The 15,584-nt window shown below is 64.8% G+C and carries 13 protein-coding genes; 11 read left to right on the top strand and 2 right to left on the bottom strand.

Translation table 11 applies throughout. The features are described 5' to 3' along the window. Window positions 1–242: 242 nt before the first annotated feature. Window positions 243–1,715, bottom strand: a complete 1,473-nt coding sequence (mocR, locus tag ACVMIM_RS05215) for a rhizopine catabolism transcriptional regulator MocR (RefSeq protein ID WP_476110892.1) — start codon at window positions 1,713–1,715, stop codon at window positions 243–245. Window positions 1,716–2,155: 440 nt separating this feature from the next. Here mocR and iolE (ACVMIM_RS05210) point away from each other — a divergent pair, with 440 nt between their 5' ends. The 6 genes from iolE (ACVMIM_RS05210) to iolG all read left to right on the top strand — a co-directional run bounded on the left by iolE (ACVMIM_RS05210) (window position 2,156) and on the right by iolG (window position 8,156). Beyond that, window positions 2,156–3,085 (top strand): myo-inosose-2 dehydratase, encoded by a 930-nt coding sequence (gene iolE, locus ACVMIM_RS05210; protein WP_476110890.1) that lies wholly within the window; start codon window positions 2,156–2,158, stop codon window positions 3,083–3,085. Beyond that, window positions 3,075–3,917: a polysaccharide deacetylase family protein gene (locus tag ACVMIM_RS05205; protein ID WP_476110888.1), complete on the top strand. Its 843-nt coding sequence runs from the start codon at window positions 3,075–3,077 to the stop codon at window positions 3,915–3,917. Before iolE (ACVMIM_RS05210) ends, ACVMIM_RS05205 begins: the two co-directional genes overlap by 11 nt. Window positions 3,918–4,085: 168 nt before the next feature. Continuing rightward, complete coding sequence (locus ACVMIM_RS05200; protein WP_476110886.1) at window positions 4,086–5,075, top strand: rhizopine catabolism ABC transporter substrate-binding protein; 990 nt, start codon at window positions 4,086–4,088, stop codon at window positions 5,073–5,075. A 130-nt stretch (window positions 5,076–5,205) separates the two neighbouring features. Beyond that, complete coding sequence (locus ACVMIM_RS05195; protein ID WP_476110884.1) at window positions 5,206–6,324, top strand: ABC transporter permease; 1,119 nt, start codon at window positions 5,206–5,208, stop codon at window positions 6,322–6,324. Then, window positions 6,324–7,142 (top strand): ATP-binding cassette domain-containing protein, encoded by an 819-nt coding sequence (locus tag ACVMIM_RS05190; protein ID WP_476110882.1) that lies wholly within the window; start codon window positions 6,324–6,326, stop codon window positions 7,140–7,142. The genes ACVMIM_RS05195 and ACVMIM_RS05190 overlap by 1 nt, the downstream gene beginning before the upstream one ends. Window positions 7,143–7,163: 21 nt before the next feature. Then, window positions 7,164–8,156 (top strand): inositol 2-dehydrogenase, encoded by a 993-nt coding sequence (gene iolG, locus ACVMIM_RS05185; RefSeq protein WP_476110881.1) that lies wholly within the window; start codon window positions 7,164–7,166, stop codon window positions 8,154–8,156. Between the two features lie 13 nt (window positions 8,157–8,169). Here the strand turns inward: iolG and ACVMIM_RS05180 are convergent, their stop codons facing one another. Continuing rightward, window positions 8,170–9,279 (bottom strand): Gfo/Idh/MocA family protein, encoded by a 1,110-nt coding sequence (locus ACVMIM_RS05180; RefSeq protein WP_476110879.1) that lies wholly within the window; start codon window positions 9,277–9,279, stop codon window positions 8,170–8,172. 249 nt (window positions 9,280–9,528) lie between these two features. Here ACVMIM_RS05180 and ACVMIM_RS05175 point away from each other — a divergent pair, with 249 nt between their 5' ends. From ACVMIM_RS05175 to ACVMIM_RS05155, 5 genes are all read left to right on the top strand, one after another. Further along, window positions 9,529–10,374, top strand: a complete 846-nt coding sequence (locus ACVMIM_RS05175; protein WP_041000137.1) for an SIS domain-containing protein — start codon at window positions 9,529–9,531, stop codon at window positions 10,372–10,374. A 154-nt stretch (window positions 10,375–10,528) separates the two neighbouring features. Beyond that, the gene (locus ACVMIM_RS05170; RefSeq protein WP_476110877.1) at window positions 10,529–12,463 is read left to right on the top strand and encodes a bifunctional 5-dehydro-2-deoxygluconokinase/5-dehydro-2-deoxyphosphogluconate aldolase; all 1,935 of its coding nucleotides are present in this window, start codon (window positions 10,529–10,531) and stop codon (window positions 12,461–12,463) included. Window positions 12,464–12,495: 32 nt separating this feature from the next. Beyond that, a complete protein-coding gene (iolD, locus tag ACVMIM_RS05165) occupies window positions 12,496–14,340 on the top strand; it encodes a 3D-(3,5/4)-trihydroxycyclohexane-1,2-dione acylhydrolase (decyclizing) (protein ID WP_476110875.1) in 1,845 nt (614 codons plus the stop codon). A 36-nt stretch (window positions 14,341–14,376) separates the two neighbouring features. Beyond that, window positions 14,377–15,291: a myo-inosose-2 dehydratase gene (gene iolE / locus ACVMIM_RS05160; RefSeq protein WP_476110873.1), complete on the top strand. Its 915-nt coding sequence runs from the start codon at window positions 14,377–14,379 to the stop codon at window positions 15,289–15,291. Window positions 15,292–15,355: 64 nt separating this feature from the next. Next, window positions 15,356–15,568: a DUF3329 domain-containing protein gene (locus ACVMIM_RS05155; protein WP_278051091.1), complete on the top strand. Its 213-nt coding sequence runs from the start codon at window positions 15,356–15,358 to the stop codon at window positions 15,566–15,568. The last annotated feature ends 16 nt before the right edge of the window (window positions 15,569–15,584 follow it).

The raw sequence follows: 15,584 nt of genomic DNA, 5'->3' as shown, positions 1-15,584 counted from the left end.
TTGTCAGACGGTCGAGCGGTCACAACGCGGTCACATCTGTCACAAAAAAGGGGCTTCCGAGCTTGACGACGCATAGGGGTCGAGGGTACCTCTGTTTGTGTCAACCGGTTGTAGCGAAAGAGTTATTTCCGGAATGCAAGCAGGTCTCTACTCAGACGCAACCGCTGCCTAGCTGCCCTCCGAAGGCAGAGGTCAAAGTTCGAATCTTAACGGGTGCGCCATCTGCTGGCACCGGCACCCCCTCACCCCAGCACCTCCCCTATCGCCGCGGCCAGCCTCTCCACCCCATCCTTTGTCTGCGCCGCATCACACGCCGCGTAGCCCAGCACCAGCCCCTGGGTCGGCGCGGTGTTCTGGAAATATTTCGACAGGGGCGAGACGTTGATCGCCCTTTTGGCCGCGGCCTGGCTGACCTTGATGTCGTCTATGCCTGCCTTGAGATAGCCCACCACCTGGATGCCGGCCTCGGCGGGGGAGAGGGTGATCTCGTCGCGCAGGCGCTCGGTGACGATGTCGCGAAAAAGCTGGCGGCGCTGGGCGTAGATACGGCGCATGCGCTTCAGATGCCGGCTCATATGGCCTTCAGTGATGAAATCGGCCAAGGCGGCCTGCAGGAGCAGCGGCGCGAACTGGCCGGTTGTCGAGAGCGCGTTGACGATGCGGCCGGCAAGCTCCGGCGGCAGCACCATGAAGCCGAGGCGCAGCGCCGGGAACAGGAGCTTGGCGAAGGTGCCGACATAGATGACGCGGCCGGACCGGTCCATGCTCTGGATCGCCGGCACGGGCCTCCCTTGAAAGCGATATTCGCCGTCGAAATCGTCCTCGATCACCCAGGCATTCGCGGTCTCGGCGATGTCGAGCAGGCGCAGCCGCTCCTCCATGCGCATGGTGATGCCGAGCGGATGCTGGCAGGCCGGCGTCACATAGATGAGGCGGGGCAACGGGTCCGGCGGGTCGAGACGCCAGCCGCGCTCCTGGTCGACCGCAATCGGCAGGATTCTTGCGCCGGCGACGGTGAAGGCGGCCTTGGCGCCGTAATAGCCGGGCTCCTCCATCCACACCGTGTCGTCGGGGTCGAGCAGCAGGCGCGCCAGAAGATCGAAGGCGGCCTGCGCGCCGGTGGTGACGACGATCTGCTCCGGACGGCAGCGCACGCCGCGCGCGGAATAGAGATAGCCGGCGATCGCCTCCTTCAGCGCCGGGTGGCCGGTGACGTCATAGGTGCCGAACAGCGTCTCGCCGCCATGGCTGGCGCGGCGCGCCACCAGCCGGCCCCAGACGCCGAAGGGAAAGCTCTGCGCATCCGGCATGCCGGGGTGGAAGGCGACATGCCCTGGACGACCGTGGTGATAGGGTTGGCTGAGCAGCTGCCGGCCGCGCAGCGAGGGTTGGCGCAGCGGCACGGGCGACTCCTCGCGCGGCGACTCGCGCGGGCCTTCGGGCAGGTCGACGATCACGGGCCGCGCGCCCTGGCGGTTGGCGAGATAGCCTTCGGTGACGAGCTGGTCGTAGGCGGCGACGATGGTGTTGCGGCCAAGACCAAGCTCGGCCGCCAAAGCGCGGGTGGAAGGAAGCTCGGAGCCGGGCGGCAACGCGCGGCTGCGGATGATGGCGACGAGGCCGTGATAGAGCTGGCGCGACAGATGCTCGGGGCTCGAGCGGTTCACGGCCAGCATGTCGAGGGGGAAGGGCTGCGGTTTGGGGTGTGGGCGCATGGGTTGCTTCATGGGTCGATATGACACTCCCCTCACCCAGCCTCCGCTTCGCTCGGCTGACCTCTCCCCAAGGGGAGAGGAGATTGCCGGCGCCGGCGCCAGTCTCTTCTCCCCACCGGGGAGAAGGCGGCCGCGAAGCGGCCGGATGAGGGGGCGCTGCCATAGGCGATTGTTCTCCTCCCCCATCCTGTCACACCCGCCCCCCAACACAACTGGTTCCTTCATTTTTCGGAAAACTGGCCCTCGCGAGGGAGACAGAGCGGGGTAGACTTCCACCACTGACGTTGGGGCAAGACGTCGACAGGACATGTGAGGCGGGGTGCTGGGAGGGCCTCCTGCCGAACGAAACGGCAGGGCTTTCGCCCCGCCAGCAATCGCAGCCATCTCCTCCCGAGACCATGAACCCCGCAGCGATCCGGCTGCGGGGCGGAAAGCGAGCAATGACGACAGTTCGACTTGGCATCAACCCGATCACCTGGACCAATGACGACGTGCCGGAACTGGGCGGCGACACGCCGCTCGAGACCTGCCTTAGCGAAACCGCGGAAGCCGGTTATGCCGGCACCGAGCTTGGCGGCAAGTTCCCGCGCGACAGCCGTGCGCTTCGGCCGATCCTCGACCATTACGGGCTGGCGCTGGTCTCCGGCTGGTATGATGGGCGCATCTGCGAGAAGGAGGTGGACGAGGAGTTCGAGGCGATCGGGCCGCATCTGACGCTGCTCAAGGACCTCGGCGCCAGGCGTGTCGTCTATGCCGACACCTCGCGCGGCCGGCATGGCGGCATCCATGACCCGATCTCGCAGCGGCCCAAGCTGATGGACGGCGAATGGAAAGCCTATGGCGAAAAGATCACCCGGCTCGCCGAGCGTTTTGTCGATTTCGGGGTCGGCATGGCCTTCCATCATCACATGGGCACGATCGTCGAGACCGACGAGGAGATTGACCGGCTGATGCAGACCACCGGCGAGGCGGTCGGCCTGCTCTATGACACCGGGCACTGCGCCTTTTCCGGCGGCGACCCGGAGCAGTTGCTGCGCCGGCATGTGAGCCGTGTCGTGCATGTGCATTGCAAGGATGTGCGCCCCGCCATCTTGAAGAAGGCGCGCGACACCGACATGAGCTTCATGGGCGCGGTGATGGAAGGCATCTTCACCGTGCCGGGCGACGGCGCGATCGACTATGCGACGCTCTTAAAGATCCTCGCCGCCCAGGGCTATTCCGGCTGGCTGGTGGTGGAGGCCGAGCAGGACCCGGCCAAGGCGCATCCCTTAACCTATGCGAGGCTGGGCTACCGCAATCTGAAGAGGCTCGCCCAAGGCTCGGGCTTCTATGTGCATGAGCGCGCCAAAGAGGTCCGCCATGCCGGCTGAACGCAAGGTCGTCATCAACATCGACGATGTCGGCATGTGCCATGGCGCCAATGTCGCCTATCTGAAGCTGAAGCGCGCCGGCGCGGTGGACAGCGGCTCGGTGATGGTGCCCTGCCCGTGGTTCCTGGAGATCGCCGAGGAAGGGGCAAAGGACGCCTCCCTCAATCTCGGCGTCCACATCACGCTTACCTCGGAGAAAAAGTACTATCGTTGGCGGCCACTGACCAAGGCGAGCCAGGCGTCGGGCATCGTCGATAGCGACGGCTATCTGTTCCGCTCGGTGCCGGAATTGCGCGCCAAGGGCGAGCCGGAAGCGGTGGAGGCCGAGATGCGGGCGCAGATCGACGCGGCCAAGGCCGCAGGGCTCTCGCTCACCCATATTGACGGGCATATGGGCGCGGTGTTCTCGCCGGAATTCGTCGACCGCTACGCTTCGGTCGGCATCGAGTACGGCCTGCCGACGCTGTTTCCGAAAAGCATTTCGGTCTACGGGCCGATCCACAATCTCGGCCAACTCGACGACGGCGTCTATGCGGCGCCCGGCAAGCGGCTGGAAGAAGCCGGCCAAACGCTGGCGAGCGCTGTGCTGGAAACGCCCTGGCACCGCAACCAGCCGGCCCGGGCGCGCTACGAGGCCTTGTTCAACCAGATCGGCGAAGGGCTCAACTTCCTTTGCCTGCACGCCAATGCGCCGGGCGAGATCGAGGCGATCGAGCCCGACTCGGCGCAGATCCGCATCGACGAATTCGACCTGCTTCCAGACCCGGATTTCATGGCCTTTGTGGAGGGACTGTCCATCCGCCGCGGCTCGCTCCGGGATTTCAGAGCATGATCCCGAACCGAAGGTCAGCGGAAGCAAAAAGTGGAAACCGGTTTTTGCTTCGCTGACCTTCGGTTCGGAAAAGATCATGCTCCAAACAGGGAATCATGACGAAAGCGGCCTGACCGGGAGGGTCAGGCCGAGACTTGAGACGACAACGATAACTTGAGGAGAACCACTATGAGTGCCTTATTCTCGATGTCCGGGCTGCGAAATGCGTTGAGCGCGGCGGCGCTCTCGCTCGCCTTTGCCGGCGCCGGCATTTTGCCCGCGCCGGCCCAGGTGAAGAAGGAAAGCGATGTGCGCATCGTCTTCGTCACCCACGGCCAGGCCAACGACGTCTATTGGAGCGTGGTGAAGAACGGCATGCAGGCCGCCGCCAAGCAGCTCGGCGTCAAGGTCGAATACCAGGCGCCGGAGACCTTCGACGTGGTGCGCATGGCGCGCATGATCGAGGCGGCGACGGCGTCCAAGCCCGACGGGCTGGTCGTCTCCATTCCCGACATGGACGCGCTGAAGGCGCCGGTGGAAGCGGCAAAGGCCGCCGGCATTCCGGTGGTGGTCATCGACAGCGGCGAGGAAGCGGTGGAGCCCTGGGGCCTCGACCTCTTCGTCGGCGGCGGCTCGGAATATGACAATGGCGTCAAGGCCGGCGAGATCATGGCCAAGGCCGGCGTTAAGAAGGGCATCTGCATCAACCACGAGGTCGGCAATGTCAGCCTCGACAAGCGCTGCGAAGGCTATAATGACGGGCTGAAGAAGAGCGGCGGCTCCTCCGACGTGGTCGCGGCCACTATGGACCCGACCGACGTGACGCGCCGCGTCGAAGGCTATCTCACCGCGCATCCGGACGTCACCGGCGTGCTGACGCTCGGGCCGACGGTTGCCGCGCCCCTGCTCAAAATGTTCGAGGACGCCGGCACGATCGGCAATTACAAGATCGGCACCTTCGACCTGTCGCCCGAGATCCTCGATGCCGTCAGCAAAGGCACGATGATGTTCGGCATCGACAACCAGCAATATATGATGGGCTACTATCCCGTCGTCTTCCTGACCAACAAGGCGATGTACAAGACCTTCCCGACAGCCGCCGTGCGCACCGGGCCGTCCTTCATCATGAAGGATGACGCGGCCGCCGTGCGCGATCTCAGCAAGGCCGGCATCCGCTGATGCTATAATGGCCCGCCGGCGAAAAGCGCTGGCGGGCCCTTGTTGGACAAGAAATCCGGACGGAAGCCAAGGCGAAGCCGCCTCACCTGCCGCCTCGGATTTTGCTCAGGTGCCCTGGACGCTTATTGGGATGACGATCGTGACCGATGCCCTGAACCCGGCTCATCCGCCCGAGCCGAAACCTGTTTCGCGACGCCTGGTGCGTCTGATGCGGCGGCCGGAGCTCGGCGCCATCACCGGCACCCTCATCGTCTTCCTCGCCTTCGGCATCACCGCCGGCAATAGCGGCCTGTTCTCGATGGCCGGCATCGCCAATTTCCTGCAGGTCTCGGCGCAGCTCGGCATACTGGCCGCGGCGGTCGCGCTGTTGATGATCGGCGGCGAGTTCGACCTGTCGCTGGGGTCCATGATCGGCTTTGCCAGCGTCACGATCGGGCTTTGCGTCACCCAGTTCGGACTTTCGATCTCCGTTGCGGTGGCGATCGCCTTCGTCATCGCCATTATCGTCGGCGCACTCAACGGCATCCTTGTGGTGCGCACGAGGCTGCCGTCCTTCATCGTCACGCTGGCAGGGCTGTTCATCCTGCGCGGGCTGACGCTCGCCATCACCCGCACCGTCACCGGGCGCACGCAGATCCCCTATATTACCGACGGCCAGCAAGGCAGCTTCGTGGTCTGGCTGTTCGGCGGCAAGTTCGGCGCGCCGGTCTTCGCCTGGCTCGCTTCGCACGGCGTGATCGCCGCCCGCCCCGATGGCTCGCCCATGGTGCAGGGCCTGTCGATGTCGATCCTGTGGTGGGTGGCCGTGACCGCCTTCGCCACATGGCTTTTGATCAAGACGCGCTTCGGCAATTGGGTGTTCGCCGTCGGTGGCGACGACCGGGCCGCGCGCAATGTCGGCGTGCCGGTCGACCGGGTGAAGATCCTGCTGTTCATCGGCACGGCACTTTCGGCGACACTGTTCGCCGTCATCCAGGTGCTGGAGGCGGGCTCCGCCGACACGCTGCGCGGCACGCAGAAGGAATTCCAGGCGATCATCGCGGCGGTGATCGGCGGCTGCCTCCTCACCGGCGGCTACGGCTCGGCGATCGGCGCCATGTTCGGCGCGCTGATCTTCGGCACGGTGGAGATGGGCATCTTCTACACCGGCATCGACACCGACTGGTTCCAGGTGTTCCTCGGCTCGATGCTGCTGATTGCCGTGCTGGTCAACAATTACGTGCGCCGCAAAGCGACGGAGGCACGCTGATGGCCGATCCGGTTCCACTGATCGAGCTGCGCAACGTCACCCGCCGCTTCGGCTCGGTGACGGCGCTGCGCGACATGTCCTTTGCCGCGCATGCCGGCGAGGTACATTGCCTGCTCGGCGACAATGGCGCCGGCAAGTCGACGCTGATCAAGACACTGTCGGGCGTGCACACGCCGAGCGAAGGCCAGATGTATGTCGACGGCAGACCGGTGACGTTCAGTTCGCCGAGGCAGGCGCTCGACGCTGGCATCGCCACGGTCTTCCAGGACCTGTCGATGATCCCGCTGATGAGCATCACCCGCAATTTCTTCCTTGGGCGCGAGCCGGTGAAGGGTGCCTGGGTCACAAAACGCATCGACATGAAAAAGGCCGACGCCATCGTCTATGAGGAGCTCGGCAAGATCGGCATCAATGTGCGCGATCCGCAGCAGGCGGTGGGCACGCTTTCCGGCGGCGAGCGGCAATGCGTGGCGATCGCCCGCGCCGTCTATCACGGCGCCCGGGTGCTGATCCTCGACGAGCCGACATCGGCCCTCGGCGTGCACCAGGCCTCGATCGTGCTGCGCTATGTGGCGCAGGCACGCGCCCGCGGGCTCGCCGTCATCTTCATCACCCACAATATCCACCACGCCTATCCGATCGGCGACGTCTTCACCATGCTCAACCGCGGCCGCTCGCTCGGCACGTTCCGCAAGGGCGACATCACCGAAAAGGAAGTGCTGGACATGATGGCCGGCGGCCGCGAGATCCGCGAATTGCAGCAGGAGCTGGAGCGCTTCACCAAGCCGGGTTCCGGCGCGGAAGCAGTCATCTCCTGAAAGACTGAAAAGAGAGATAAAATGATCGACGCCGCATTGTTCGGCGCCGGGCTGATCGGCTCGGTGCATGCGAAAAATCTTGCCCGGCATCCGGGCGTGCGCCTGCGCTATGTCGTCGATCCGCGCCGCGACGCGGCCGAGCGGATCGCCGCTGCGACGGGCGCCGAGATCGCCGATACCGCGACGGTGATGAAAAACCCGTCGATCAAGGCCGTGCTGATCGCGTCCGCCACGCGCACACATGCCGATCTGATCATCGAGGCCGCCGCCAAAGGCAAGGCGATCTTTTGCGAGAAGCCGATCGATCTCGACATCGCCCGCACCGATGAATGTCTGGCGGCTGTCGAGAAGGCCGGCGTGGCGCTGCAGATCGGCTTCAACCGGCGCTTCGATCCGTCCTTCGCCACTGTCAAGAAGAGGATCGACGCCGGCGAGATCGGCGCGGTCGAGCAGGTGATCATCACCAGCCGCGACCCGGAACCGGAAACCGAGGAAGCGCTGGCGGGCGGCGGCGGCGTGTTCCGCGAGATGACGATCCACGATTTCGACATGGCGCGCTTTTTGTTGGGCGAGGAGCCGGTCGAGCTCTTCGCCACCGGCTCCTCGCTGGTGCTGCCCTACTATGCGAAGCTCGGCGATTACGACACGGCGATGTTCATCCTGCGCACGGCATCCGGCAGGCAATGCCACATCAACAACAGCGTGCGCGCCGTCTATGGCTACGACCAGCGCATCGAGGTGCATGGCTCGAGGGGCATGCTGCAGGCCGGTAACCGTACGCCGACTTCGGTGAGCCTCAGCGGCGAGAGCGGGATCGCCACTGAGCGGCCGCTCTATTTCTTCGTCGAGCGCTATGCCGAATCCTACGAGGCGGAGCTCGACCATTTCCTCCAGGCGCTCGCCGCGGGGCGCAGGCCGGCGGTCGGCGCCGCCGATGGCCGCAAGGCGATGATCCTGTGCGAGGCAGCCCTTGCCTCGGCCAAGTCCGGCCGCTTCGAGCCGGTCCGGTTCTGAGGTGTTGCCTGCCCTATCTCACATCGATCCAGCGCTGCTCCTGGAAGGAGCGCGCCATGGCATGCACGGTGCGCTCGATCTCCAGCCCCTCGTCGAAGTCGATGATGCGAGCCGGCTTGCCGGCGATGCGCATCAGGAGTTCACGGCACTCGATCATCTTGAGGTCGTTGAAGCCGAGGCCATGGCCGGGCGCCGGCAGGAAGGAATCGTAGGGCTTGTGGTGCGGCGCGACCAGGATGGTGCGGTAGCCCTGCTCGGTCGGCCGGTCGGCGGTGAGGTAGAGCTGGAACTCGTTCATCCGCTCCTGGTCGTAGAGGATCGAGCCCTTGGAGCCGAAGATCTGGATGGCGATGCGGCCCTTGCGGCCCCAAGCCGAGCGGTTGACCAGGAGCGTGCCGGCGACGCCGTTCTCGAGATGCATCAAGACGCTGGCGATGTCGTAGGTCTCGACCGCGCGGCGGTCGCCGGAAGCGGTCTTGCGGTCGGCATAGGGTTTGACCATGTCGCACATGACGCGGGACACACGGCCGAACAGCGCCTTGATCAGCGACAACGGGTGGACGGCGAAGTCGTCGAGCGCGCCATAGCCGGACGAAGCCTCGTGCTTCCAGAAGAACAGAGCCTCCGGGTCGGCCATGAAATCCTCGTCCATCTCGATGCGCACAAGGTTGACGTCGCCGATGATCTTTTCCTCGAGCAGCGCGCCGATATGGCGGATGGCAGGATTCTGGATGTAATTGTAGCCGAGCACGGCGGCCTTGCCGGATTTTCTCGCAGCCTTCGCCATCGCCTCGGCCTCGGCGAAGCTCGGCGCCATCGGCTTCTCGCACCACAGATGTTTGCCGGCTTCGAGGATGGCGATCGCCATCTCGGGATGGAACTGATTGGGCGTGGTCAGCGAGATAACATCGACCTCCGGATCGTTGACCACAGCGCGCCAGTTGCCAGAGCCTTTTGCGAAGCCGAACTCGCCGGACTTGCGCCGGGCAAGCTCGTCATTCACCTCGCCCAGATGCACCAGTCTCGGCTTCTCGACATCGGGAAAGACGGTGCCCACCGCGTTCCAGGCGATGGCGTGGCACTTGCCCATAAAGCCCGTGCCGATGAGGCCCACTCCGACCATGTCGATTTGTCTCCGCGCCAGAGCAATTCCAGGAAAAGTGTCGAGCGGTTTTCCGTCCGGAATTGCGTCAACAAACAGATGGAGCGGTTCCGTGAAAGCGGAATCGCTCCGGGAAAATATTGTTATGGATGAATTAGTCCATTTTGGTTGCGAATGGAACATACAAATCATTTTTTATGGTGTTCTTGCGCGAACTCGCTATGATGAGGCAGGAGAGGGACAGAGCATATGCGCGCGGACGGAGCGACGATGGACGAACGGGTGCCTCGCGATTTCGAAACGCTGCGCGCGACGATCCTGGACCGGCGTGCGAGCCTGCCGAAGCGCATCGCGCAGATCGCCGCCTATGCGCTCGACAATCCCGACGACATCGCCTTCGGAACGGCGGCGAGCATTGCCGCTTCGGCCGGCGTGCAGCCCTCGACGTTGATCCGCTTCGCCCAGCAGCTCGGCTTCGACGGTTTCACCAGCCTGCAACAGGTTTTCCGCGAGCGCCTGCGTGAGCGCAATTCCTCTTATGACGAGCGGCTGGCGGCGCTGCGCGCCAAGGCCGAGGAAGGCGGCGGCCATCGGGCGATCTTCGACGGCTTCGTCGCCGCCGCCAGCACCTCGCTGGGAGACATTTCGCGCTCGCTCAACGATGCGCATTTCGAGGAGGCTGTGGCGCTTCTGGCGAAGGCCGAGACGATCTATGTGCTGGCCAAGCGCCGCTCCTATCCGGTCGCGTCCTACATCGCCTATGCGCTGGGCAAGCTCAAGATCCGCAACCAGCTGGTGGAATCGGCCGCCGGCCTGAATGCCGAGATGATCGGCTTCGCCACGCCGCGCGACGCCGTCATCGCCATCAGCTTTTCGCCTTACGCGCCGGCGACCATCGAGGAGACGCGCTCGATCGCCGAGCAAGGGGTGCCGATCGTGGCGATAACCGACTCTTCCTTCTCGCCGCTGGCGCAATTCGCCAAGGTCTGGTTCGAGGTCGCCGAGGCCGATTTCGGCGGCTTCCGCTCAATCTCGGCGACGATGGCGCTGGCAATGGCGCTGACCGTCGCCGTGGGTGAGAAGCGCCGCGAAGCTGGGCGCCGGCGCAAGGGCTGAGCCTCGCCGAGAAGCGCTTTTCGGCTTGGGAACGCTCATTCCATATTGACTGTAGATTGGAATTAATATTTCATATTGACGACACCACGCCATCGCCGGCGCGCGCTGTCCAAAACGACGCTGCTCTGCACAACAAGGCCGATGGGAGGTTCGAATGGGCGAAGCCGTGGAAGGGAAATATCCGCCGCTCGACGTCATCACCATCGGCCGCGCCTCGGTCGATCTCTATGGCCAGCAGATCGGCTCGCGGCTGGAGGACATCACCTCTTTCGCCAAGTCGGTGGGCGGCTGTCCGGCCAATATTTCCGTCGGCACGGCGAGGCTCGGCCTGCGCTCGGCGCTGCTCACCCGCGTCGGCGACGAGCAGATGGGCCGCTTCATCCGCGAACAGCTTCGGCGCGAAGGCGTCTCGGTCGACGGCTTGAAGACCGACAAGGAACGGCTGACGGCGCTGGTGCTGCTTTCGGTCGAGAGCGAAGGCGTCTCGCCGATGATCTTTTACCGCTCCGACTGCGCGGATATGGCGCTGGCCGAAGAGGATATCGACGAGGCCTTCATCGCTTCGGCCCGCTCGGTGGTCGTTACCGGCACGCATTTCTCGCGGCCCAATTCCGATGCCGCGCAGCGCAAGGCGATCCGCCTGATGAAGGCCAAGGGCGGCAAGGTGGTGTTCGATATCGACTATCGCCCGAACCTCTGGGGCCTTGCCGGCCATGCCGAGGGTTTCGAGCGCTATGTCAAATCCGACCGCGTCTCGGCACAGCTGAAGACGGTGCTGCCGGACTGCGATCTCATCGTCGGCACCGAGGAAGAGATCATGATCGCTTCGGGCGCCGACGATTGCCTGAGCGCGCTGAAGACGATCCGCGGGATTTCTTCGGCGACCATCGTACTGAAGCGCGGCGCCAAGGGCTGCATCGTCTATGACGGGCCGATCAGCGACGATCTCGAGGACGGCATCGTCGGCAAGGGTTTTCCGATCGAGATCTACAATGTGCTCGGCGCCGGCGACGCCTTCATGTCCGGTTTCCTGCGCGGCTGGCTGGGCGGCGAAAGCTTTGCCACCGCCGCGACCTGGGCCAATGCCTGCGGTGCCTTCGCCGTCTCGCGCCTGCTCTGCGCACCGGAATATCCGACCTTCGAGGAGCTGCAGTTCTTCCTGAAGCAGGGCAGCAAGCACCTGGCGCTGCGCAAGGACGAGGCGATCAACCACATTCATTGGGCGACGACGCGCAGGCGCGACATTCCCTCGCTGATGGCTTTAGCCTGCGACCATCGCGTGCAGTTGGAAGACGTTGCCGCCAAGGTCGGCGGCGATATTGCGCGCATCCCCGATTTCAAGGTGCTGACCGTCAAAGCGGCGGCAAAGGTCGCCGCCGGCCGGGACGGCTACGGCATGCTGATCGACGAGAAATACGGCCGCGACGCGATGTTCGAATTCGCCCGCCATCCCTTCGCCTGGCTCGGCCGCCCGGTCGAATTGCCCGGGTCGCGGCCGCTGCGCTTCGAGTTCTCGCAGGATATCGGCTCGCAGCTCGCCGAATGGCCGGTCGACCACTGCATCAAATGCCTGTGCTTCTATCATCCGGACGACCCGGAAGCGCTGAAGAGCGAGCAGCAGCAGAAGCTGCGCGCGCTGTTCGAGGCGGCGCGGAAAGTCGGCCGGGAACTGCTGGTCGAGATCATCGCCGGCAAGCACGGCAAGCTCGACGACACCACCATTCCGCGCGCGCTGGAAGAGCTCTATGCGCTGGGCATCAAGCCCGATTGGTGGAAGCTGGAGCCGCAGGCTTCGGCAGGCGCCTGGGCAAAGATCGAACAGGTGATCGTCAGGAACGATCCGTGGTGCCGAGGCGTCGTGCTGCTCGGGCTGGAGGCGCCGCAGGACGAGCTGGTGGCGGCCTTCGCGGCAACCGCCAAGGCGCCGATCGTCAAGGGATTTGCCGTCGGTCGCACCATCTTCGTCAACGCCGCCGAACAATGGCTGGCCGGCAAGATGTCGGATGACGAGGCGGTCGCCGACATGGCGGCGCGTTTCGAGCAGCTGACGGAGGCGTGGCTTGCCGCGCGCGGCCGCAAGGCCGCATAACAAGACCGGCGAAGGATTGCGGAGGAAACACCATGAGCAAGACAATCCGCCTGACCATGGCGCAGGCGCTGACCCGCTTTCTCAGCCGGCAAATGACCGAGATCGACGGCAAGACGGTGCCGATCTTCGGCGGCGTCTGGGCGATCTTCGGCCATGGCAATGTCGCCGGCATCGGCGAGGCGCTCTATCAGGTGCGCGACGAGCTGCCGACCTTCCGCGCCCATAACGAGCAAGCGATGGCGCATGCCGCGATCGCTTATGGCAAGGCCAATTTCCGCCGCCGCTTCATGGCCGCGACCTCTTCGATCGGCCCCGGCGCGCTCAACATGGTGACGGCCGCCGCGCTCGCCCATGTCAACCGGTTGCCCGTCCTGTTCTTGCCGGGCGATGTCTTCGCCAACCGCCTGCCGGACCCGGTGCTGCAGCAGGCGGAGGACTTCTCCGACGGCACGGCGAGCGTTAACGACTGCTTCCGCCCTGTGTCGCGCTATTTCGACCGCATCACGCGCCCGGAGCAGATCATCCCGGCGCTGAACCGCGCCATGCAGGTGCTGACCGATCCGGCCGAATGCGGCCCGGTCACGCTCTCGCTCTGCCAGGACGTGCAGGCCGAGGCTTACGACTATCCCGAGAGCCTGTTCGTCGAGCGCGTCTGGGCGCCGCGCCGGCTGCGCCCGGACCGCAATGAGCTGGCGGCGGCCGTCGCGGCGCTGAGGGGCGCCAAGAAGCCGCTGGTGATCGCCGGCGGCGGCGTCCTCTACTCGCAGGCTTCCGGCGAACTGGCGAAACTGGTGCAGGGCGCCGGCATTCCCGTCTGCGAGACGCAAGGCGGCAAATCTTCGCTGCCCGACGATCATCCGCTCAACATGGCCGCCGTCGGCGTCACCGGCACCTCCGCCGCCAACCGGCTGGCGGAGGAGGCTGATGTCGTGCTTGCTGTCGGCACACGCCTGCAGGACTTCACCACCGGCTCCTGGGCGCTGTTCAAGAATGCCGGCCGCACCATCATCGGGCTCAATACCCAGGTCTTCGACGCAGGCAAGCACTGGGCGCTGCCGCTGGTCGCAGATGCGGCCGAAGGGCTTTCCGAACTGAGTGCCGCGCTGAAGGGCTGGAAGGCGCCGAGCGCCTGGACTGACAATGCCCTGAAAGGCAAGACGGAGTGGCAGGCCGCCGCCGCCAAGGTAACGGCCTCGACCAACGTGGCCTATCCGTCCGACGCGCAGGTGATCGGCGCTGTCCAGCGCGCCATGGGTTCTGGGGTCACCTTGCTGCATGCCGCCGGCGGCTTGCCGGGCGAGTTGCACAAGCTCTGGCAGGCAGGCGCGCCGGGCTCCTACCACGCCGAATACGGCTTCTCGACCATGGGCTACGAGATCGCCGGGGGCCTCGGCGTGAAGATGGCGAAGCCCGACCAGGAGGTAGTCGTCATGGTCGGCGACGGCTCCTATTTGATGCTCAATTCCGAGATCGCCACCTCGGTGATGCTTGGCCTAAAGCTCACCATCGTGCTCCTCGACAATCGGGGCTTCGGCTGCATCAACCGGCTGCAGATGGCGACCGGCGGCGCCAACTTCAACAATCTGCTCAAGGACGCGCGCCACGAGGTGGTGCCCGATGTCGACTTCGCCGCGCATGCGGCAAGCCTAGGTGCCGTCGCCGAGAAGGTGGCGTCGATCGCCGAACTGGAAACGGCGTTGGCCAAGGCGAAGAAGAACGACAAGACCACCGTGCTGGTCATTGACACCGATCCGCTGGTCTCGACCGAGGCCGGCGGCCATTGGTGGGATGTCGCCGTGCCGCAGGTCTCGTCGAGACCGCAGGTCAATGCCGCGCGCAAGAAATATGAGGAAGCCGTGGGCAGCCGCCAGGGCTGAACCGGCCTCACAACGAACCGACATTGGAGTGACGACTTGAAAGCCAAACTGGGCATGTCCCCCATCGCGTGGTGGAACGACGATCTCGTGGAGCTGAGCGATGATGTGTCGCTGGAGGAATGCCTGCGCCAGTCGCGCTCGGCCGGCTTCACCGGCATGGAGATGGGCCGCCGCTTCCCCAACGACCCGAAGGTGATGCTGCCGATCTTGAAGGAGGCGGACGTGACGCTTTGCGGCGGCTGGTTCTCCGGCACGCTGGTCGACGAGCATTTGGCGAAGAACAAGGACCGCATCCAGCCGATGATCGACCTGTTCAAGGCGGTCGACGCGCCCTGCATCGTCTATGGCGAGGTCGGCCGCTCCATCCAGGGCGACCGCTCCAAGCCTCTGGCCACCAAGCCGAAGCTTTCAGACGACGAGATGAGGGCCTATGGCCGGCGCGTCACCGAATTCGGCGAATGGTGCGCCGAGCAGGGCATGCCGCTTTCCTACCACCACCACATGGCGGCGGTGGTCGAGACCGAGCCGGAGCTCGACGCCTTCATGCGCAACTCCGGTGAAGGCATTCCGCTTTTGCTCGACGCTGGCCATCTCGCATTCGCTGGCGGCGACGTGCTGCGCGCCATCGACAAACACCACAAGCGCATCAACCACGTCCATGTGAAGGATGTCCGCATGGGTGTGATCGACGGGTTGAACCGCTCGAAACAGTCCTTCCTCGATGCCGTGGCGCTCGGCGCCTTCACCGTGCCGGGCGACGGCTCGCTCGACTTCGGCGCCATCGTCCAGCGCTTCGCCGACTACGGCTATGAAGGCTGGTTCGTGGTCGAGGCCGAGCAGGACCCGAAGAAGAACCCGCCGATCAGGATGGCTCAGGTCGGCCATAAGGAGCTGATGCGGGTGATGACGGCTGCAGGCTACACGGTGGAGACGCAAGGCTTTCCGGCCTGAACAGTGGATTAGTCGAGGCGCCCGGTCTATCTGGTGCGCTTGGGCAAAATCCTGGATTGGCGTGATGAAAGACTATGAGCACCCCTTCTTCCGGCCACTTTGGCGCCGCATCGCCGTCGTGGCGGTCTGCCTTGTTTGGTCGGTGATCGAGTTTGCGTCCGGCACGCCGTTCTGGGGCGTCATCGCGCTCGGCTTCGCCGGCTACGCCGTGTGGCAGTTTTTCTATCTCTACAGGCCGGCCGAGGAGACGAAGCCTCCGGCCGAGCCGAAGGAATGATCCAAAGGAGGCCAGC

It is taken from the genome of Mesorhizobium sp. USDA 4413 (assembly GCF_056280365.1).
The sequence above is the reverse complement of the archived record's forward strand: the minus strand, read 5'-3'. Positions and strand labels throughout refer to the sequence as shown.

Coding starts and splice junctions, on each gene's coding strand:
- iolD (WP_476110875.1), top strand. CDS start 12,496: ATGAGCAAGACAATCCGCCTGACCATGGCGCAGGCGCTGACCCGCTTT.
- ACVMIM_RS05195 (WP_476110884.1), top strand. CDS start 5,206: ATGACGATCGTGACCGATGCCCTGAACCCGGCTCATCCGCCCGAGCCG.
- ACVMIM_RS05190 (WP_476110882.1), top strand. CDS start 6,324: ATGGCCGATCCGGTTCCACTGATCGAGCTGCGCAACGTCACCCGCCGC.
- iolE (WP_476110890.1), top strand. CDS start 2,156: ATGACGACAGTTCGACTTGGCATCAACCCGATCACCTGGACCAATGAC.
- ACVMIM_RS05175 (WP_041000137.1), top strand. CDS start 9,529: ATGGACGAACGGGTGCCTCGCGATTTCGAAACGCTGCGCGCGACGATC.
- ACVMIM_RS05155 (WP_278051091.1), top strand. CDS start 15,356: ATGAAAGACTATGAGCACCCCTTCTTCCGGCCACTTTGGCGCCGCATC.
- ACVMIM_RS05205 (WP_476110888.1), top strand. CDS start 3,075: ATGCCGGCTGAACGCAAGGTCGTCATCAACATCGACGATGTCGGCATG.
- mocR (WP_476110892.1), bottom strand. CDS start 1,715: ATGCGCCCACACCCCAAACCGCAGCCCTTCCCCCTCGACATGCTGGCC.
- ACVMIM_RS05180 (WP_476110879.1), bottom strand. CDS start 9,279: ATGGTCGGAGTGGGCCTCATCGGCACGGGCTTTATGGGCAAGTGCCAC.
- ACVMIM_RS05200 (WP_476110886.1), top strand. CDS start 4,086: ATGAGTGCCTTATTCTCGATGTCCGGGCTGCGAAATGCGTTGAGCGCG.
- ACVMIM_RS05170 (WP_476110877.1), top strand. CDS start 10,529: ATGGGCGAAGCCGTGGAAGGGAAATATCCGCCGCTCGACGTCATCACC.
- iolG (WP_476110881.1), top strand. CDS start 7,164: ATGATCGACGCCGCATTGTTCGGCGCCGGGCTGATCGGCTCGGTGCAT.